Source organism: Porphyrobacter sp. CACIAM 03H1 (assembly GCF_002215495.1).
Classification (GTDB): Bacteria; Pseudomonadota; Alphaproteobacteria; order Sphingomonadales; family Sphingomonadaceae; genus Erythrobacter.
Genome location: NZ_CP021378.1, coordinates 3,432,594 through 3,453,208, shown reverse-complemented (window position 1 = coordinate 3,453,208; position 20,615 = coordinate 3,432,594). Strand labels below are relative to the sequence as shown.

General features: G+C 69.6%; 12 protein-coding genes. 3 read left to right on the top strand and 9 right to left on the bottom strand.

All coding sequences use genetic code 11. The annotated features are described in order from the left end of the window. Positions 1-84: 84 nt before the first annotated feature. The 4 genes from CBR61_RS16365 to CBR61_RS16350 are packed head-to-tail and all read right to left on the bottom strand — an operon-like array spanning position 85 to position 6,642. The gene (locus CBR61_RS16365) at positions 85-1,260 is read right to left on the bottom strand and encodes a M14 family metallopeptidase (protein ID WP_088915327.1); all 1,176 of its coding nucleotides are present in this window, start codon (positions 1,258-1,260) and stop codon (positions 85-87) included. Positions 1,261-1,274: 14 nt separating this feature from the next. Next, complete coding sequence (locus tag CBR61_RS16360) at positions 1,275-4,331, bottom strand: TonB-dependent receptor domain-containing protein (protein ID WP_088915326.1); 3,057 nt, start codon at positions 4,329-4,331, stop codon at positions 1,275-1,277. Between the two features lie 2 nt (positions 4,332-4,333). Further along, the gene (locus tag CBR61_RS16355; protein ID WP_088915325.1) at positions 4,334-5,275 is read right to left on the bottom strand and encodes an alpha/beta hydrolase; all 942 of its coding nucleotides are present in this window, start codon (positions 5,273-5,275) and stop codon (positions 4,334-4,336) included. Continuing rightward, positions 5,272-6,642, bottom strand: a complete 1,371-nt coding sequence (locus tag CBR61_RS16350; RefSeq protein ID WP_172836023.1) for a dicarboxylate/amino acid:cation symporter — start codon at positions 6,640-6,642, stop codon at positions 5,272-5,274. The genes CBR61_RS16355 and CBR61_RS16350 overlap by 4 nt, the downstream gene beginning before the upstream one ends. Positions 6,643-6,880: 238 nt before the next feature. Here CBR61_RS16350 and CBR61_RS16345 point away from each other — a divergent pair, with 238 nt between their 5' ends. From CBR61_RS16345 to CBR61_RS16335, 3 genes are read left to right on the top strand one after another with little or no spacing between them, the layout of a single operon-like run. After that, complete coding sequence (locus CBR61_RS16345; protein WP_172835988.1) at positions 6,881-8,554, top strand: sensor histidine kinase; 1,674 nt, start codon at positions 6,881-6,883, stop codon at positions 8,552-8,554. Then, entirely contained in the window at positions 8,551-9,879 is a 1,329-nt protein-coding gene (locus tag CBR61_RS16340) for a sigma-54-dependent transcriptional regulator (RefSeq protein WP_088915322.1), read from the top strand. Before CBR61_RS16345 ends, CBR61_RS16340 begins: the two co-directional genes overlap by 4 nt. Positions 9,880-9,895: 16 nt before the next feature. After that, a complete protein-coding gene (locus CBR61_RS16335; RefSeq protein ID WP_088915321.1) occupies positions 9,896-10,807 on the top strand; it encodes an alpha/beta hydrolase in 912 nt (303 codons plus the stop codon). Here the strand turns inward: CBR61_RS16335 and CBR61_RS16330 are convergent. The 5 genes from CBR61_RS16330 to CBR61_RS16310 form a co-directional block, all read right to left on the bottom strand. Continuing rightward, positions 10,788-12,728: a CshA/CshB family fibrillar adhesin-related protein gene (locus CBR61_RS16330; protein WP_157696649.1), complete on the bottom strand. Its 1,941-nt coding sequence runs from the start codon at positions 12,726-12,728 to the stop codon at positions 10,788-10,790. The genes CBR61_RS16335 and CBR61_RS16330 overlap by 20 nt on opposite strands. Further along, positions 12,725-17,863 carry a hypothetical protein gene (locus CBR61_RS16325; protein ID WP_233996776.1) on the bottom strand — a complete coding sequence of 1,713 codons (5,139 nt, stop codon included), beginning with the start codon at positions 17,861-17,863 and terminating at the stop codon, positions 12,725-12,727. Before CBR61_RS16325 ends, CBR61_RS16330 begins: the two co-directional genes overlap by 4 nt. A gap of 48 nt (positions 17,864-17,911) precedes the next feature. Beyond that, entirely contained in the window at positions 17,912-18,964 is a 1,053-nt protein-coding gene (locus CBR61_RS16320; RefSeq protein WP_088915319.1) for a DUF11 domain-containing protein, read from the bottom strand. A 71-nt stretch (positions 18,965-19,035) separates the two neighbouring features. Continuing rightward, positions 19,036-19,524: a hypothetical protein gene (locus CBR61_RS16315; protein ID WP_088915689.1), complete on the bottom strand. Its 489-nt coding sequence runs from the start codon at positions 19,522-19,524 to the stop codon at positions 19,036-19,038. Between the two features lie 26 nt (positions 19,525-19,550). Next, entirely contained in the window at positions 19,551-20,546 is a 996-nt protein-coding gene (locus tag CBR61_RS16310) for a hypothetical protein (RefSeq protein ID WP_088915318.1), read from the bottom strand. Between the last annotated feature and the right edge of the window lie 69 nt (positions 20,547-20,615).

Below are 20,615 nucleotides of genomic sequence, written 5' to 3'. Positions count from 1 at the left end.
ATGCCCTGTATCCGGCCCCGTCCCCGTCAGCGACCTAGCAACATCCGCAAGCCTGTTCCGGTTCCCGCGCTGCGGGCGATGCGATCAGTCATCCAGCGCCCCCAGTGCCCCCACCATCGCCTCTGCTAGCGCCCGCGCGGCTGCGCGGGTGGCGGCGCGGTCGGTGTTGTCGCCGACCTCGTAGGTGTAGGCGGGAATGGCGTAGGCGGCGTGGAACCAGTTCTTGGCCGTGCCGCTGCCCGGGTTCGCGTTGCGCGGCTCAAGCGTGAAGGCATAGCCGGGAAAGGCCTGATCCTTCCCCCCGAGCCATGCGCGCAGGAACCGCATCTGGGCCGGGCTCGCCTCCTCGTCGCCCTGCACGTAGAACAGGTTGCGACCCGTCGAGTGGAAGTCGACCATCAGCACCGGACGCACGGCGGCGGGCAGGGCATCGAGCCACGTCTTCACGGCGCGGGTCTCGGGCTGGGTGAAGGGGCCCCAGTCGCGGTTGAGATCGACCGCGCCGCGGTTCGCGCGCCAGTGGCCGCGGGCGACGCCATCGGGGTTGAGCATCGGCACCACCAGCACCTGCACATCGCCCAAATCGCCCGCGCGCGCCGCGAGCGCATCGACGAAGGCCTCCATCGCGATGGCCCCGGTCACCTCGGGCGGGTGCTGCCGGCCGAGCAGGATGACGAGCCGCGGCGCATCCGCGCGGCCGAGGCGGATCGCCTCGATGGGCCGCCTGTCATGCGAAGTGCCGAGCGTGAACACCCGCGCCCCGCTCGCCTTGCTCCACTTGGCGAGGTTGTCCGAGGCATCTTCGGGTGTGACCACCTCCTGCGCGGCGACAAGCCCCTTGCCGGAGGGCAGGCGCAGCACGGCCTCGCTGCCGTCGGTGGCGGTCTCGACCGGCACCTCGGCCCACTCCCCCGCCGCCCCGCGCAGCTTTGGCGCATAGCGGTGTCGGCCCTCGAGATAGCGCAGCGTGACCGTCACCGGCGCATCGCCTGCTGCCTCGTAGCGGAAGGCATACCACGGGCTAGGGTTGATCGGGGGCGCGTGTTCGGGGCTCACCAGCAGGGTGAAGGCGCGCTCGCCCGTGATCGCACAGGCGAGTGGCGGGGCGCCGTCGAAATCGAAGGCGAGGGTGACCGAGGGCGTGCGGCATGCCGCCCCCGGCACCGGAAGCGCGATCCCCGCTGACGGGGGCGGCGCCGAAACGCACGCCCCCGCCAGCAGGGCGAGGCCGGCCCATGCGTGTCGGATGTCGATGCCCATGGGCCGGAGGCCTATCAGAAGTTCTTGCGGATTTCGAACCGGACCACCCGCCCGCGCGGCGAGTGCAGCTGGCTGAGGAAGCCATAGGTCTCGTCGGCCAGCGGCGGATCCTTGTCGAACAGGTTGTTCACCCCCACCCGCAGCCGGGTGCCATCGAGCGGACCATCGGTGTCGTCGATGGTGAAGGTGAAGGCGGTGTTGATCGTCAGCATGTCGTTGACGCGCCAGAAATTGGCGTTGGGATCGTCCGACACGATCGGTACGTCGCGGCTGACGCTGGTGTTCCACACCTCGCCGACATACTGGGCGAAGATTGATAGGTCGATCGGACCGCTGCCCCAGTTCATCGAGCCGCTGAAGCGCCACTTGGGCCGTCCGTCGAGCTCGAGCAGCTGGCCCAGCCCCTCGACCCGCACCTCGGGCGGCAGCGTGCCGGCGGCGACCGCGTCGAGCAGCGTCTGTCCGTCCGCGCCCGCCGACTGGACGAAGCCGTTGAGCCGCGCCGCGTTGAAGCGCAGGCGGAACTTGCCGAGGCCGAAATCGGGGACGTTGTAGGCAAGCCCGAAGTCCCAGCCCTTCGACACGCGGCTGTCGAGGTTGATGTAGGGGTCGAGCACCTGGATGATGTCGCCCGCAGCCGCAAGGCCCGTGCCGGCGTAGAGCGCGATCTGCTCCGCCGTCGGCGCCGAGCGGATCACGGCGGGGTTGCTGCTGCCGGTGAGGCGCAGCAGCAGGTCGAGCGCGATGGCGTTATCGTCGCCGAAGGTGCCGACCAGCCCGGTCTGCTTCACGCGCCAGTAATCCGCGGTCAGCGTCAGGCCGGGAATGAACTTCGGTTCGAGCACGACGCCGAGGTTGATGCTCTCGCTGTCCTCCGGCTCGAGCTGGTCGGTGCCCGACCGGAAGCTGATGACGCCTTCACCCGGACAAAGGCCGAGGTTGGCGAGCTGTCCCTTGAGGACCTGCGCCTGGCACCGCACGAAATCGTCGCGGGTGTTGGAGCGGGTGGTGCCTTCGTCGTTGACCTGCACGAGGTTGGGGGCGCGGAAGCCCTGCGACCATGCGCCGCGCAGCATCACGCCGGGCACCACGCTCCACGACGCGGCGGCGCGCGGGACGATGGCGGTCTGGTCGATGTCGCGGAAGTGCTCCATGCGTCCCGCGAGCTGGAGGTTGAGCGAGTTGATCAGGGGGATGTCCATGCCCTCGCTCACCAGCGGCACAAAGGTTTCGGCGAAGGCCGACCACACCTCGCGCGCGCCGCTGGTGTCGGGCGAGGCGCTGGTGCCGGCCACGTCGCTGCCGTCGCGCACGCCCGGGATGACGCTGTCGGTCCAGGTGATCGTGCCGTCGATGCGCGGGTCGCGGTTATCGAAGAAGGTCTCGCGCCGCCACTCGATCCCGGCCGCGATCCCGACATCGCCGCCGGGCAGGCTGAGCAGGCTGCTGTTGCTGACCTTGAAGTCGGCCAGCGCAAGGCTGGTGCCGCCCTTGCGGAAGACGCTGATGCGGAACGGATCGATGCTGCTTGCCGGGTTCGGCGTGCAATCGCCATTGGCCGGATCATCGATGCAGCCGCCGTTGAAGGGGTTGTAGGCGTCCGGCGTCGAGCGGTTGACGGCTTGCTGGAACAGGGTGAGCGAGACGCGGTTGCCTTCGAGGTCGGTCGACCGCGCTTCGGAGTAGACGAAGCCGGTGTCGAAGTCCCATGCTCCGAAATTGCCCTTGAGGCCGGCGACGAGGCGGTAGGAGTTCTTGTCGACGTCGACCGTGCGGTTGCCCGCATCGACGAATCGGTAACGCTCCATGATGAGGTCCGCGCCGGCAGCGGGGATGGTGGTGCCGGGGCGGCGGTTCGGGTTGGGCACGCCGCCGGGGAAGGTCACCGGGCCGAAGGGGTTCCAGTAGGCATTGCGCGAGATCCCCACCGGCACGGCGCTGAGGATCGCCGCGGGGGTGATGTTGCGGCTGCTTTCCGAGCGGTAGAAGGTGCCCTCGAAATAGCCTTCGATGTTGTTGCTGAACTCGTAGTTCAGCAGCAGGGCGGCGTTGTAGCGGGTCTTCTCGCTGATCAGCGTGGTGCCGAAGGCGCGGTTGTAGCGCACGTCCACAGCCGGGGTCTCGCCGTTGCGGGCGCACAAGCCGTTGCCGAGATCGAAGCGGCAGCCGGTCTGGGTGCTTGGCTGGATGTAGAAATCATCGTCGCGGATCGGCGTCTGGTTGTTGTTCGTGATCTGGAGGTCGAACTGGCCGAAGGGGCCGAAGGTGTTGCGGTTGTTGAACTGCGTGTCGCCCTCGAAATCGGTGCCGACCAGCAGCGGGCGCTTGTCGTCATCGGCGGAATAGGCCCGCGCCGAGGCGGGGGTCGCGTTCTCGTGGAAATAGCTGCCATAGACCGTCAGGTTGGCCCTGCCATCGGCGAAGTCGAAGCCGTAGCCGCCGTTGAGCTGCGTCGCATAGGCATTGGTGCCGTCCGACAGGCGGTACTCGCCCTCGATGAAGCCGCCCTTGCGGTTGCCGCGCAGCACGGTGTTGACCACGCCCGCGACGGCATCCGCGCCATAGATCGCCGAGGCGCCGTCGCGCAGCACTTCCAGCCGCCGGACGCTGCCGGGCGCGATCTCGTTGGTGTCGGGGCTGACCACCGGCACCAGCAGCTCGGTCTGGAAGCCGGGGTTGAGCACCATGCGACGCCCGTTGATCAGCAGCAGGGTGTTGCCCGTGCCGAGATCGCGCAGGTTGATCGAGGCCGCATCGCCCCGCGCGTTGTTCGAGGTGACGTCGTTCTGCTCGTTGAAGGCCACGCCGCCCGCCTGCGGGATGGCGCGGAACAGCTCGTCGCCCGATGTCGCCGCCACGTTCTGGATGTCGATCTCGTCGACCACGGTGACGGGCAGAACGTCGTTGATCTTGGCGCCCTGGATCTGGGTGCCGGTGACGATGATCTCGCGCGAGACATCCTCTTCGGGCGCAGGCGGGGGCGGCGCAGCCTCCTGTGCGTGCGCGGCGGTGGCGGCGATCAGGCTGCCGCTGCACATAAGGACGAGCCTGCTCATAAGCTTGGTGGACATGGTCATTCTCCCCGTTTTTCGATGATCTGAAGTGATTGCGCCCAGTGCGCGAACAGGCCGGGCCACTGGCTGATGACCTGTTCGGGCTTGCCCAGACCCCAGCCGTGGCCGCCGTCGCGGAAAAGGTGGAGCTCCGCGCTCGCCCCGGCGGCGACGAGGGTCTGGAACAGGAGGATGCCGTGCCCTGGCGGCGTGGTGGGGTCGTCGGCGGAAGCGAAGATGATCGTGGGCGGCGCGTCCTTGCCCGCCCAGGTATCCAGCGACCACAGCGCCTCGGCCTTCTCGGTGGCCTTCTCGCCCACGATCTCGCGCCGGGTGCGGGTGGTGCCGTAGGGCTTGCGCAGGGTGACGACCGGGAACAGCAGCACCGCAAAGTCGGGCCGGGCCGAGACCGCCTCGTAGGCATCCCTGCCCGCATAGAGCGCGCGGGCCGGCTGGTAGGCGGTGAAGCCGGCAAGGTGCCCGCCGGCCGAGAAGCCCATGATCCCGATCTTCGCCGGATCAATCCCGAACTCGCCCGCGCGGGTGCGGATGATCTTCATTGCCCGCTGCGCGTCCATGAACGGCGCGCTCGCTTCCCAGCCGTCGTTCGGCAGGCGGTAGATTAGCTCGAAGACCGTGAAGCCCTGCGCGGCCAGCCATTCGGCGGCAGGGGTGCTTTCCTTCTTGAGCTGGATGCGGAAATAGCCGCCCCCGCCCGCCACCAGCACGGCGGCGCCGTTGGGATTTGCCGGGCGATAGACCCGCATCCGGGGGACCGCGACGTTCGACACCGCGCCGAGGCCTGCGCCCTCGGTGCCTATCTTCTCCGGCCCCTCGACCTGGCCCGCGCCGGGCATGGAAGCGGGCCAGAGGCGGATTTCCTCGGGCGCGGCGGCGAGCGGCGGGGCCGGCGTCAGCAGCGCCAGCGCGGCGGCGAGCAGGGTGAGCAGGCGGCGGATCACGGCTGCTTCTCCAGCACCTTGGCGATTTCCTCGCTCACGGGACCGCTGCGTTCGTGGCGTTCGATGTCCTCCGGTTCGAGCGGCAGGGGTGCGCCCGCCATCGCCGCCGCCAGCCGGTCGGTGTCGAGCGCGCCTTCCCACCGCGCCACGACGATGGTCGCCACCGCGTTGCCGATGAAGTTGGTGAGCGCGCGGCATTCGGACATGAAGCGGTCGATCCCGAGGATCAGCGCCATCCCCGCGACCGGTACCCCAGGCACCACCGATAGGGTCGCGGCAAGGATCACGAAGCCCGATCCGGTCACGCCTGCCGCGCCCTTGGAACTGATCATGGCGACCAGGACGAGGGTGAGCTGCTCGGCCAGCGAGAGTTCCACCCCCACGGCCTGCGCGATGAACAGCGCGGCCAGCGTCATGTAGATGTTGGTGCCGTCGAGGTTGAAGGAGTAGCCGGTCGGCACCACCAGCCCCACCACCGCCTTGCGGCAGCCGGCCATCTCCATCTTCTCCATCAGGCTCGGCAGCGCGGCCTCGGAGGAGGAGGTGCCGAGCACCAGCAGCAGTTCCTCGCGCAGGTAGCGGATCAGCGCGAAGATAGAGAAGCCGTTCGCCCAGCCCACCAGCCCCAGCACCACCAGGACGAACAGGAGCGAGGTCAGGTAGAAGGTCGCCACCAGCGCCGCGAGGTTGGCGAGGCTGCCGATGCCGAACTCGCCGATGGTGAAGGCCATCGCCCCGAAGGCGCCGATCGGCGCGAGCTTCATCAGCATGTGGACGAGCTTGAACACCACCTCGCCGAAGGAGGCGAGCACGTCGGTGACGAGGTCGCTCGCGGGCCGGGTGGCGGCGATCGCGACCCCGGCGAGGATCGCGACAAGCAGCACCTGCAGGATCTGCCCGTCGGTGACCGCGCTGAACAGGGTGTCGGGGATGATGCCGAGCAGGAAGCCGGTGATGGTGGTCGCCTCGGCCTTGTCGGCATAGTCGGCGACGGCGGCGGTATCGAGGCTGGCGGGATCGATGCCCAGCCCCTCGCCGGGGCGCACCACGTTGGCGACGACAAGGCCGATCACCAGCGCAAGGGTCGAGAAGGTGAGGAAGTAGGCGAAGGCCTTGCCCGCGACCGAGCCCACCGCCTTCAGATCGCGCATCCCGGCGATTCCGGTCGCCACGGTGACGAAGATCACCGGCGCGATGATCATCTTCACGAGCTTGATGAAGGCATCGCCCAGAGGCTTGAGCGCCGCGCCGAACTCGGGCGCCAGATGCCCCACCAGCGCCCCCAGCGCGATCGCCGCCAGCACCTGCACATAAAGCAGGCGGTAGAACGGCCTGCGTACGGCAGGCGCGGCCGTGTCCGGCATCATCGATGCTTGCAAACCCATGCCTCGCAGCTTCCCCTAGGGAATTCCTCTTCCGCCATGCAGGATCGGGCGAAGCGGCGACGGCTGCAAGCTGCATGCAGCGAGAATGACGGTCCATGCAAATCAGCGTGTTAGATGGGGGCTGCGGAGATATTTTCCGGATTTCCGCACAAAATCCTTGCTGATTATGCGGAAATCCGCACAACCCTGTGCTGAGGCACAGGTCGGGAAAGGCGCGCGGGTGCAAGGAAGGCTGGGGCGCTGGTATCTGGCGAGCATCGCGGCTGCCGCGGTGCTGCTGCTGGCGGCGCTCGCCATGCTTGGCCTCGACCGGGCGATGCGGGTGCAGGCGCTTGCCGAGACGCGCGCGGCCGCCGACGGACAGGCGGCGATCCTTGCCGCGGGGCTGGAAAGCGAGCTCAACAAGTTCACCCTCGTCCCGCGCGTGTTGGCAGGCGATCCGGACGTGGCCGACCTGCTCGCCGGCAATGGCGCGCAGCGCGATCTCCTAAACCGGCGCCTCGCTGCGCTGGCGCGGCAGACGCGGGCAGCGGCGATCTACCTGATCGACGCGGAGGGCATAACGCTGGCGGCGAGCAACTGGGACCAGCCCGACAGCTTCATCGGCTCGAACTACCGCTTCCGCGACTATTTCACCGGGGCGCTGCGCGACGGCACGGAAACGGAATTCGCCCTCGGCACCGTCAGCCGCCGCCCGGGCCTTTATCTCGCCGAACGGGTCGGCCCGGCCGGAGCGCCCCTCGGTGTGGTCGCGGTCAAGGTCGAGTTCGACAGCCTCGAGGCGAAGTGGCGACAGGCCGAGGACGGGGTGTTCGTGACCGACGCGGGCGGTATCGTGCTGCTCGCCAGCAATCCCGACTGGCGGTTCCGCGTGGCGGCGGGGGACTCGGCGCCGCGCGATCCGGCACGCGACGCGATGCGCTATGGCGTCGCGCGGCCGCAACCGCTCGAACTGCCCGGCGCCGTTGCGGGCGGCCGAGAGGCGGTGCGGATGATCGAGAAGATCCAGCCGATCGCGCCCGCTGGCTGGGAACTGCACCTGCTCGCCGACCCTTCCGCGCGGCTTTCGGTCGCCGTTGCCAACGGGCGGCTCGCGGGGGTGAGCGCGCTCGGCCTGCTCGCGCTCGCGTGTGTCGGCGCGGTCTTGTGGCGGCGTCAGCGCCAGGCGCGCGCCGCGGCCGAGATCGAGGCCCAGACCGCCACCTTGCGCGAGCAGCTGCGCCAGGCCAACCGGCTGGCGACGCTCGGCCAGATCACGGCGGGGCTCGGCCACGAGATCCGCCAGCCGCTCGCCGCGATGCGGGTCTATGCCGAAACCGGCGAGCGCCTGCTCGCCGCCGGACGCACCGCCGAGGCCGAGGACAACTTCGCCCGGATCGCGGGGCTTGCCGGCAGGATCGGGGAGATAACCGAGGAACAGCTCCACTTCAGCCGCCGCTCGGCCGAGGAGCCGCGCGACATCCGCCTCGCCGAGGTCATCGACGGCTCGCTGCTGCTGCTGCGCGACCAGTTCCGCCAGCAGGGCATCGCCCTTGCGCTCCCGCCCGCCGAGGCGGCGGCGGTGACGGTGCGCGCCCGCCACGTCCAGCTCGAACAGGTGCTCGTCAACCTGCTCCAGAACGCGGTGCAGGCCTGCGGCGAAGGGGGCCGGATCGCGCTCGACATCGGGGCGGGCGAGGGCGGCATGGTGCGGCTCGGGGTCAGCGACAACGGGCCCGGGGTGCCGCCCGAACTGCACGACACGCTGTTCCAGCCCTTCGTGACCTCCAAGGCGCAAGGCATCGGCCTCGGCCTCGCGATCGCGCAGGACATCATGCGCCAGCTCGGCGGTGACCTGCTGCACGAGGACACACCCTCAGGTGCACGCTTCGTCATGGTGATGCCGGCAGCATGAGCAGCGCGCCCGCCTCCGCCGCTCCGCTGCTCCAGGTCGCGCTGGTAGAGGACGATCCGGCGCTGCGCGATGCGACCTTGCAGGCGCTCATGCTCGAGGGGGCCGAGGTCGCCGCCTTTCCCGATGCCCGCGCGGCGCTCGGCTGGCTGACGGCGGATTATCCGGGCGTGGTGGTGAGCGACGTGCGGATGCCGGGGATGGACGGCATCGCCTTCTTCGCCGCCCTGCGCGAGATCGACCCCGACCTGCCGGTGATCCTCGTCACCGGACATGGCGACATCGCCATGGCGGTCGAGGCGATGAAGAACGGGGCCGCGGATTTCCTCACCAAGCCCTATGCCTCGGCCGACCTGATCCGCGCGGTGCGCTCCGCCGCGATGCGCCGCGCGCTGGCGCTCGAGAACCGGCGGCTGCGCGAGGAAGCGGGACGGGGCGCCGATGGGGCTATCCCCGGCAGCTCGCCTGCCGCCGAACGGCTGCGCGCGGTGATCGAGGGCGTGGCCCGGTCCGAGATCGACGTGGTGCTGAGCGGCCCCCACGGCACCGGCAAGAGCCACGCCGCGCGTCTGATTCACGACCTCGGCCCGCGCCGGGGGCGGCCATTCGTCACTGTCGATGCCGGGGTCCTGGCGCATGAGGATGCCGAGCTGCTGCTGTTCGGGCGCGACCCCGCCGCAGGTGGCGCGGGCCTTTCGCGCACGGGCCTCGTCGAGCGCGCCGATGGCGGGACGCTGTTCCTCGACGGGATCGCCGCGGCAGGCAGCGCGCTGGCGGCGCGGCTGCTGGCGCTGGTCGAGACGCGGCAGGTCTTCCCGATCGGCGCCGCCCAGCCGCGGCGGCTCAATCTCAGGATCATCGTCGCCCGTTCCGACGAGGCGGCGGAGGCCCGCGATCCGCTGTGGCACCGGCTGGGGGCCGTGCAGATCGCCTTTCCTCCGCTCGGCGAGCGGCGCGAGGACGTGGCCGAGCTGTTCCGCCTGTTCACCGCCCGCCACGCGCGCGAACTCGGCCTTGCGGTGCCCGCGATCGGGGAGGCGCAATGGCGGCACGTGCTGGCCCATGACTGGCCGGGCAACCTCCACGAGCTGTCCGCCTATGCCCGCGCCTTCGTGCTGGGCCTGACCGAGGCGGGGGTCGCGTCCCCCTTGCCGGGCGAGCGGTCGCTGGCCGAGATCGTCGCCGATTTCGAGCGCACCGTGCTGGAGGATGCCCTGCGCCGCTGCCGCGGGGATGTCGCGCAATTGCAGGCGATGCTGCGCACGCCGCGCAAGACCATCTACGACAAGCTCGCCAAACACGACCTCAAGCCGTCACGCTTCCGCTAGAGGGAAGGACACAAGCATGCGCCGCGCCGCCCTCGTCGCCCTGATCCTCGCATTGGCGACGATCCTCGGCCTCGCCGCCCCCGGCCCCGCCGCCGCCGCTCCGCCCGAGCCGCGCGGGCGGTTCGTCTTCACCGGCTGGGAGGGGCCGCCGCTGCCCGTGTGGTACCAGCTTCCCGACAGCGCCGGGCCGGACATGCCGGTGGTGGTCGTGATGCACGGCGTCAATCGCGACGCGGACCGCTACCGCGACGAATGGGCCCCGCTCGCGCAGCGGTACGGCTTCATCCTCGTGGTACCCGAGTTCTCCCGCGCCGACTTTCCGGGATCGCTCGGCTACAACACCGGATACTTCGCCGCCGCCGACGGCACCCTGCGCCCGCGTACGCTGTGGTCCTTCGCAGCGATCGAGCCGCTGTTCGACGATGTGCGCGCCCGCTTCGCCACGCGGGCTCCCCGCTACACGCTCTATGGCCATTCGGCGGGAGCGCAGTTCGTCCACCGCTTCGTGCTGTTCATGCCGGAAGCGCGGATCGAGCAGGCGATTGCGGCCAATGGCGGGTGGTACACCATGCCCGATGCCGCGACGGGTTTTCCCTATGGCATTGGCGGAGCGCCAGTCCCGGCCGGGGTGCTGGCGGCGGCGCTCGGCAAGCCGCTCACCGTGCTGCTGGGGACCGCCGACATCGACACCGCCGATCCCGACCTGCGCACCACGCTCGAGGCCAGCCGGCAGGGCCCGCACCGCTTCGCGCGCGGGCAGAGCTTCTTCGCCGAGGGTCGCGCGGCGGCGGAGCGGGCGGGGCTGCCGTTCGGCTGGCGGATGGAGTTCGTCCCCGGCGTCGGCCATTCCAACGGCCGCATGGCCAGCGCCGCCGCGCGCCTGATTGCCGCGCGGGCGGGGACTGCGGCTATTGCAGCTGTGCCCTGAAGCGGATCGTGAAGCTGGGCTGCACGGTGCCGCTCGTTGCGGCCGCCATCCGGCCCCCGGGGATGATCCGGATGCCGCGTACGTTGGTATCGAAGGTGCCGACGGGATTGTAGGTATAAGGCGCGGCTCCGCCCTGCGCTGAGGAGAAGCGAACCATCGATCCCGCGTTGAAGGTCGATAGACCGCTTGCAGTGGGCCCGTTGGCGAAAGTCACCGGCGTTCCGGTCGCGAAGGCCATCTGCGGAGGCATGATGTCGAGCAGCACGATGGACGCATTGTCCGGGCGACCGGAGCCGACATTCCTCACGGTGATGGCATATTCGACGATCGCGCCCGGGATCAGCTTGGGGTTGCTGTTGCCATTGACGGGATCGGAGATCACCGTGCTGGTCTTTTCTATCACCAGCACCGCCACGGCACGGCGAGTGTTGGTGATGGTGCAAGTAATCGTGTCCCCGAGCTGCGGGATGATCGTTCCGCCCACGGCCGTCGGCAAGGCGGTGGCCGAGCCGGTGAAGCTGTTGGTGCAGGCCATCGTCGCGGTGTAGTTGCCGAGGTTGGCGGTGCCGGCCGCGATTTCGTCGAGAGTGTAGGCGGTGCCGCTCACCAGCTGGACGAGATCGGTGTCCCCGTTGTTTACCGTCGTGTTCGAGCCAGTGGTGGTGGTCTGCGCTACGATGGTTTCGCCTTCGCGCACACGGACGGTGAATTGGTCGCCGGTAAAGCGGCGCCCATCGATCCCCATCTGCTTTCTGAGCTGCACCCGTGGGTGCGCGCCGTTGGTGAACGTGCACACCAGCGCCTCGCCGAACTGGAGCTGGCCGAGACTGGCGCTGGTCGCCGCGAGGTTGTTGGGCAGGCCCGCGCGGGTCGGGCCAGCGATGTTCGAGCAGGTCAGGCTCGCGCTGTATTGCGCCAGCGAGCTGACGCTGCCGCTCGCCATGCTCTCGCGCACGGTGATCGGTACCCCGGCGGCCATCGTGACTGTCGGCGCGAGAAAAGGTCCGCTGCCGGTGCTGGTGGTGACCCCGCTGGAAAGCACCGCGTTGTTGGCGGTCGAGACGATCTCGAACCGGAACTGGTCGGCGGCATTGGCGCGCGGACCGGTGATGCGCTTTTCGAGTCTGATCGAGGCGAAGCGCACCGCGAACATCACCCCCTGAAGACCGCCCGCCTGGGTCTCGACCGTCACCGTGCTCGGGCTGTTGCTAGACAGGATATGCGCGCCGACCGTGCCCGGTGCACCGGTGATGGTGACATTGGAGGTGCCCACCCCACTGATAAGGGGAATCGTGCTGCCGCTGATCGGAGGCGCGATGTCGAGCACCTGCCAAGCGCCGCCATTGGTGCCGAGCCGGAGGGCCTCACCGTCGTTCGAGGATTCCCCGTCCGCCACGACAAAGGCGAAGACCGAGGCAGCCGCGCCGGTTGGAGGGGTGATGGAGATTCCCGAAATTGTGACCAATCGCGTTCCCGCGCTCGCGGTGTAGAGCACCGGGCGCCCGGGGATGCCGATGAACGAGGTGTTACCGACCGAGGATCCGCTCCACGAGGGCGCGGCGACGGTGTTGTAGGCGGTCCCGCTGCCACCCGTGACCCTGAGGTTGAAGCGCAGCACTGAACCGTCCGTGAGGGTGAAGGTCATGTTCTGGCCCGAGGCGGAGCGGGCGGTGCTGTCGTTGTACTGGGCAAGGTCGAGCCAGCAATAGGTCTGCCAGCTGGACGGCGCAGTGCCCTGCGAGGCGGCCGTGCCGCAACTCTGGGCATGGGCCGCGGGGCTCCACATCAGCCCGACAACAAGCAGGCACAGCGCCATCAGCTTGCGCAGCAGGGGCGGCAGACGGTTCATCCCTTCCGCATAGGAAAGCATGGTAAACAGGCGGTTAGCAAACCGCTCCCGCGGGCGGGCGGTGCGGTTCATCGCCCCAGCCCCAGGACATCGAGGCTCGATGCGTCGAACTTCATGCGCACCGCCGCGAACACGCCCTTGTCGGTGTTGCGTGCCGGGCCGAAATCGCCGTCGCGGAAGCCTTCTATATTGTAGCCGAGGGTGACGAGCATCCCCTGCGCGGGCACCACGCCGATGGTCGGGCCGTAGGCGAAGCTCGTCACCTCGTCGTCTAGGCTGCTACGCACCGTGGTGCTGGCGCCGATCTCGATGCGCTCGCCGATCCCGATCCGCGCATCGCCCCCGACCAGCACCGAGGTACCTTCGAAATCGCTCCCCTCGAAGCGGTCGAGATTGTGCCGCGCGCCGAGGAAAAGCGCGAAGTCGTGGCGGCACACCTCGGCGCCGTTGATATGCTCGCGCGGGCTGAAGTTGCCCGAGAGGCTGGCAATAAGACGGCGCGTGGCGGCATTGCCGTCGACCACCAGCGCGGTCCGGCCGGCACCGCCCGCGCCGCCGATCTCGCCCGCCACCGCGCCGGTGATCCGGTCGGAGCGGAATTCGATCCGCCCGAGCATGGCGAGCGGCGAGGCATCGGGGCGGTGGGCGAAGGCAATGCTGGCATCGAGGATTTCCGCGGCGGCGCCGTTGGCGGCGTCCGAACGCGTCCAGGTGATGCCCGAGCCGACGAGGCTGCCCTCGCCGAGCTGGCGGATCGCGCCCAGCAGCGCGCCCTTGCGGTCGGCGGTCTCGCCGTCGCGCACTTCGCCGCGCGCGGTGATGCTCCAGCGGTCCTTGCGCCACGCCGCGCCGAAGGTGAGCGCGGTGAAGTCCTCGAACAGCAGTCCGCCGGTGATCTGCCCGCCGCTCGCCGCCGGCTGGGCTGGGTTGACGAGGTCGCCCGCGTCCGGCGCGCCGCCCAAGGTGCGGTTGCCGTCGAGCGTGGCGTCGATCGTCAGTTCGGGGCTGATCTGGAGCGTCTGCGACAGGCCGAAGGCGGCGAAGCTGCGGGTGCCGTTCTCGCCGATGCTCTCCTCGCCCAGCGTGGTGGTGACCTGCCCACCCTGCCACGGCGCGACCTCGATGCCGCCGCGCAGCTGGCGGGCGTTGAGGTTCTTGCCGTCGGCGATCTCGTAGGTGCCCACCAGCCGCACGTCCTGCGTGATCGCATAGCGCAACCCCAGCCGGTGGCGCGCGGGCAGATCGAGGCTCTCGGCCTCATCGAGCGCGATCGCGGTCCCGGCCGAAAGCTCGAGCCGGTTGCCCATCAGGCGCTGGGTGGCGCCGGCTTCGAGCATGGTCGAGGTGGCGGTGCTGCCGTCGGTCAGGCGGTCGTCGAAGCGGGTGATGCCGAGCCGCAAGTCGGTGCTCTGGCGGGTGAACATCACCTGCCCCTGCGCCGCGCGGCGGCGGGCGGCGTCGGTCAGGCTGTCGTCCTGCCACAGGCTGCCGACGAGGCTGAGCTCCTCGCTCAGCAGCACGCGCCCGTCGACGCCGATCTTGCGGCGTCCGCGTTCGACGGCGTTCTGCTGGCCGATGCCGTATTCGGCGTCGACCTGGCGGGCATAGGCGATGAGGTCGAGCTTGCCGGTCTGGTGCTGGACTTCCGCGAGCCAGCCGGTGGCGAGATCGCCCTCGCGGCGGCTGAGCGCGATCTCGGCGCGCACCTCGGTGTTCTCGCCGACCCGGGCGAGCAGGTCGAGCGCGCCGATATCGGTGCGGCGGGCGACACCGCCCGGCCCTTCGAGCCCTGCGTCGGTGAGCGCGGTCGCGCCGATCCGGACGCTGCCGCCCTCGCTGGTCCAGTCGGCGCGCACCCCGGCGTTCATCTCCGCCTCGCCCGCACCGTCGGTCTCGAACTCTATGACGATGAACTGCGGGTTGAGGTTCTCGTCGCGGCTCAGCACAGGAGCGGCAAAGCGGATCGTCCCGGCGAGCAGGTCGATGTCGTAATCGGTGAAGCGGGTGAGGACGTGGCTCGACACGATCTGTTCGGGCCGGAAACGGTCGCGCACTTCCAGCGTTACGCGCTCGGAATTGGCGAGGATGCGGCGGCTGGCGAGGCTGAAGGGGCCGGAGATGCCCTGGCCCTGGATCTCCTGGCGCTGGAAGCGGCTGGCGATCTCGGCGGCAAAGCCCTGCGCCTTGACCGCGCCGAACCGCGCCTCGGCCTTCACGCCCGTCGCGGTGCGGTTGTAGTTGGCGAGGCGGGTCTGGTTGAAGGCGGTCTGGAAATCGCCGTAGAGCGCGTAGAAGGTCGCTGTCTCGATGCGCACGTAGAGCTTCTCGCGGCTGGCGGCATCGAACTGGCGGGCCGAGGCGTCGCCGAAGACGGTATAGTAGGCGGCCGGATCGATCGCGCCGAGCGCCGGGCTGTCCTCGCGCTGGCGGGCGCTGTCATAGGCGAGGGTGAGGAGATATTCCCCCAGCACCCGCCCCTTGGCATAGAGCGCAACCCGCGCGTCGTCGCCCAGATCGCTGTCGAACTGGCCGGCCCGCTCCATGTTGTCGGCCACCGAACGCGCGCCGAGCGTGCCTTCGGCAAGGCCGATGACGGTCCATTCGATGTCGCCCGGCTCGATCCAAGCCTCCAGCTCCTGGCGACGGGTGATCTCGCCGTCGGCGAAGGCGAAGTCGAGCCTGAGCGAGCCGCTGACCATGGTCGGCGCGAGTTCGATCCGTGCGATCCCCTCGCTGCCCTCGACCACCCAGCGGGCCGCCATCGGGGCGGTGCCGGTCAGCTGGTTGAGCTGCTGGCGGTCGATCTGTTCGGCGCTCTGGTAGGGGGCGTTGAGCGTGAAGTTGCCCGACAGGCCCTCGCGCAGCGGGCGGTTGTTGCGGTCGAGCACACGGATCGCCACCACCGGACGGGTGCGGCCATCGGCGACGAGGTTCGAAAGCTCGGGCAGGAATTCGACGCGGGCCGGGGCGCGGGTGAAGAACACCTCGCGGGTGAAGGTCTTGGAGACCTCGCCGAAGGAATTGACGATGCGCGCCTCGAGCACGGTGCGGTCGGTCGGCAGCTGCACCCCGCGCCACTGGCTGATCGCCCACTTGCCACGTTCCGGGTTCTGGGTGCCGTCGAAGGCAAGCGGATCGACCGGCTTGCCGTCGACCAGCAGCTGCACGGTCTGGCCGCGGCGGTGGCGCACGACCACGCGGATCGCAGGCGCGCGGGGGTTGGCGTCGATGGCGGGTGCGATGAAGCCGTCCTCGCCATCGCCAAGCGCCATCATGTCGGCGACGTCGAGCTTGGGCTCGGTGGCGGGGGCCGTCTCGGCCCCGGCCTCGGGTTCAGGTTCGCCCTTGGCTTCGGCGGGGGCGGCGAGCGGGGCGAGCGCGCCCTCGGGCAGGACGGCGTGGAAATCGGCGACGACCAGGCTGCCGCCCTGGCCGATCGCGAAGCGCGAGATCGCGCTGCCGGCGTTGCGGGTCGAGCGGGTGCAGTCGACGAAGCGGCCGCCCTCGGGCAGGGTCATGGGGGCGACCTGCACCACGTGGGTGCCGGGCACGACGCCCTCGAAGTAGTAACGGCCATCGGCATCGGTGATCGCGAAGCTGCCGTCTTCCAGCATCACCCGCACACCGGCGATCCCGCGGCGCTCTGCCTCGGGCAGGGTGCAGCTGCCGGCCATGACGCGGCCGATGATGGTCATGCGGTCGGCGATCCCGTCGCGCACAAGATCGATCGCCGCGCTCGCCCGCGCATCGCGGCCCAGTGTGTCGCGGGCGAGGGCTTCATTGACCACGCGGCCCGGAGGTGCATCGGGGCGCACGCTCATGGCGTAGGTGACCCGCGCCGAGGTGCCGCCGGGCAGATCGCCGAGCGTAATCGTCAGCACCCGACCGTCAGGGGCGACGGTGACCGCCTGCGGTGCGGGCGCGCCGTTCACGCGGATCGAATCCGGCCGCAGCCTCAGCCAGCGCGACGGGGTGTCGGTGACGCTCACTCCGCGCCGCACGCGATCGGGATCGGTGTTGGCGATGGTGACGGTGTAGAACACCACGTCGCCCGGCGCCGCACGGGTGCGCGAGGCGGTCTTGGTCATGGCGAGTGCGAGCGCCGGACGATCGACCGGCACGTCGACTTCGTAGGGCGCGGGATCATCGAGCACGAAAACGTCGCCGAAGGATCCGGCGCGGATAAGATAGGGGCGCCCATTGGGGCGGGTGACGCGGGCCAGCGCCTCGCGCGTGGCGGCGGAGGGCGCGGTGTAGGGTGCCGGCGGCTCGATCACCAGTCGATAGCGTCCGGCGTTGGTGAGCGGGAACCAGAACTCGCCCGGCCCCATCGGCACGGTGCGGCCCGCACCGTCGGTGACCGCCTGGCCCGAGACCATGCTCGAGGGCCAGGGAGTGACGCCGTCCTCGGCGAACACGGTGGCAGGGGCACCGGTCGCGGCGTTGACGAGGGCGATGCGCGCGCCGTCGACCGGCGCGCCGGTCTCGCTGTCGAAGACCACGCCGAAGGGGTCGATCAGCACGTCCACCTCGGCCGAGACCATGTTGGCTTCGGTGCCGGGCTGCATCGCGGCGATGGTGATGCGGGTGTTCTCGCCCACGCTGAGGCGGCAGTCTTCCTGCGCCAGCGGCGGGGGGATGCGCAGCGTGTCGATCACGCCGGCGAAGACGCCGCTGTCGGGCGCGGTCTCGAACACCGTCATGGTCTCGTGGTCGCCCTCCGGTGTGGTAAGCACGACGGAGAGGCTGTCGATCGCGGTGCGGTCGCGGTTGGCGGCGGCGGCGACGATCTCGAAGAACAGGGGTTCGCCGCCGCGCAGGCGGTCGGCGGGCGTGACGCTGGCGCTGGCCACCGCGGTGGCCGCAGCGGAGGAGGGCGAGGTGCCGGCCGTCGCGTTGGCGCGCAGCCGCGCCGCCGGGCCGCTGGTGAGGCCGCACTGCGGCGGGCGGTAGACGAGCTCGGCGCCCGCTCCCTTGACCCGGCGGAACACGCGGATCGCGGGCGGGGCGGGGGGAGCCGCGGGAAGCGCGGCGACATCGAAGCGCACCGGGTTGCTCGACACCCTTTTGCGGGCGCCGTCAGCCTCCCAGGTGGCCTCGGCGATATTGGTCACGGTGCGCACGGTCTGGCCGTCGCCCGTCTGGGCGTGAACCCCCTCCTGCGGCACGCCGAGAGGCAGAAGCGCTGCGAGCAGAATCGCTGCCACGCGCCGCAAGGAGGGGGAAACACGCAAGACCTAAGTCCGGATCGAGGATCAGTCGATCGTGACCAGGAAGTAGAGCGAGCGGGTCTGGCCGGCAGCGACGTCGCTGAGGCTGCCCGACACGCGGTCTTCACCATTGGCGCCGCCGCCTGCGGTGAAGGTGCCGCCCGCGATCCCGTTGGTGCAGCTCGCATCGCCGTTGATGCGGATCGAGCCGTTCACGAAGGACACGTCGGTCGGCAGGTCGTCGGTCAGGACCACGTCGGTCGCGGTGGCCGCACCCGAGGCGTTGGCCACGGTGATGCAGTATTCCACCGTCGCACCCGGGATCGCCTTGGGATTGTTGGTCCCGTTGACCGTGTCGCTCACCACGCGGCTCGACTTGAGCAGGGTGACGACCGCGCCCGACACGGCATAGCGGCCGGTGTCGGAGAAGGCGCCGTCGCGCGCCACGTCGGTATCGCCCTGGCCGTCGAACAGCACGGTGTCGATGCCCGCGGTGTTGCTCGCGGATTCGACCAGCTCGGCGCCCAGCGCGCCGACGCCGCCGGCCGCATGGGCATTGGCGGTGAGGGTCACGTCGAAGGTGTTGCCGTTGACCGCGTTGAGGCCGATGTCGGCGAGCACGATGACTGCCACGGTGACGCCGTTCGCAGCCGAACCGACTTCATCAAGGTAGGTGATCGAACCGGCTTCGAATTCCGCCTGGCTCAGCACGCGGTTGCCGTCGGTGTCGCGGAAGACACGGAAGTTGCCAATATTGTTGGCGTTGCCGGCGTTGAGCGCCGCTGACAGGGCAAGGTCGACGCTGCTGTTCGACAAGTTGGTCACGTCGAAGGCGATCGCGCGGTTGGTCTGGCCCGGCCCGACGCTGGTGTCGGCGGTGCCGGCATAGGTCACGTTCACGTTCACGCGCTGGTCGACGGTGAAGCTGTCGCTCGCCGTCTGGGCGTTCTGGGTCACGCCGTTGACGTTGAAGCTGACGCTGACTTCGTTGGTGATGGTGGATCCCGCGCTGGTCCCTTGGGCCAACGCAGGGGCGCTGGTCATCGCGACGAGCGCAAACGCGCTCACCGCACCCAGCAACTGCTTGGTGGTCTTCATAGGTCTGGTCCCGAGTGTTGGTCCTGCGTCAATGATTCCGCCCGCAAGACGTGGCGGTCATCTCCCGCCGGTCAGCGGATGATGGCTGGATAGGTGAGCCTGCCTGAGGCGCCGGGCGCAATGCTCGCCAGCACCCAGCGGACGTGGGTCACGTCCTCGTAGGTCGCAGGACGGGTTGCGCCGTCCGGATTGGTGACAGTAAGCGCGCCGAGTACGCCCCAGGTCTTGCCCCCGTCGACCGAAAGCACCAGCGCCGGATCGGCGTCGGGCGCGAGCCGCACTGCGGCTGGTAGGGGGTTGGTCACGGTGAAGTTGGTCACCGCCTCGGCGCCCTTGTTGGCATAGTCAGTGCCGAACACCAGCCGGTCGCCGGGCACGATGTTGGTCGGCTCAACCAGTTCGGTGCGCTCCTTGCCCTCGGCGTCGGTGGTGATCTTCACCGCTTTGACGTCGCCGGCGAGGGTGACGGGGATGGCATTCTGCGCGGCGAGCGGCAGGGCGGGCAGGGGGAAGGCCGAAGCGGCAGCGGCGGCAATCATGATCTTGGAAAGCGACTTCATGGCTGGAACCTTGTTCTGGCTGTTTTTCACTTATCGATGCTGACGTTGAAAGTGATTGCGCGGGCAGTGCCGGCGGCGGTGGTGCCGAGATCGACCCTGATCCCGTCCGCGTCGGAGGCGGTGCCGGCATCGCCGTCGGTGCCGTCGGTGAGCGCGGCCGCGTCGAGCGTGAGCGAGCCCGGGATGTAGGTGGTGCCGTCGGGAATGGCGTCGGTGACGACAAGGCTCGCGACCGATCCGGTCCCCCCCACCCGCGCCTCGATGGTGAAGGTAGCGATCGCGCCGGGAACGGCGCTGGTGCCGCCGAAGGGATCGCGCAGGGTGACCGATTTGCGAAGCTCAACCCCCGCGACCGCGTTGATGAGCGCGCCGCGCGCGGTCGCAGCGGCACCGGTGGTGCCGAGGATCGCGTCCCCGCCGTCCACGCCCGCGCCGGCGAAGACCGTACCGGGCGTGCCGGTGCCGGTGACGGCCTCGGCGCGAAGATCGACATTGCTCCGCTGGCCGTCGGTCGCGGTCTGCGGCACGGTGGCGAGCACGAAGACCGTCGGCCGCGCATCGGCGGCGAGCACGGCGGTCGTCTGCGGCTGGGCAAGGATCTCGTCAACGCCTTCCTCGTAGGTGCCGTTGCCGTTGCTATCGATTGCAATCGCACGAAACGTGAGATCGAAGTCGTTGCCCGCGACGGCCATGTTGGCGGCGAGGCGGAAGGCCTCGGGTCCATTTCCCTGGTTGGTGAGCTCGAAGGTCAGCACCGCGTCCCCCGGACGCGTGGTGAGCGGCCCCGGGTCGAGCGAGGTGAGCGTCACGTCGAGCAGTTCGTCGACGCGGACCGTGACGGTGTTCGAGTTGACGCTGCGCTGAACGCCCCCCTCGTCATAACTGGCGACCGCGGTGTTGCGGATCAGCGTTCCGGCGGTCACGCCCCCGGCGTGCGCAGGGGCAGGCGCGAGCGCACCGGCCAGCATGGCAGGGACGAGGATCGTGGCTAATGAGGCGTAAAGGCGAGCATGGGTGTTCATGCCCCGGGGAACTACGGAAAAATAGTTACCGGGCCGTTAGCCATCGGATGATATTCAGTATGGCGCACC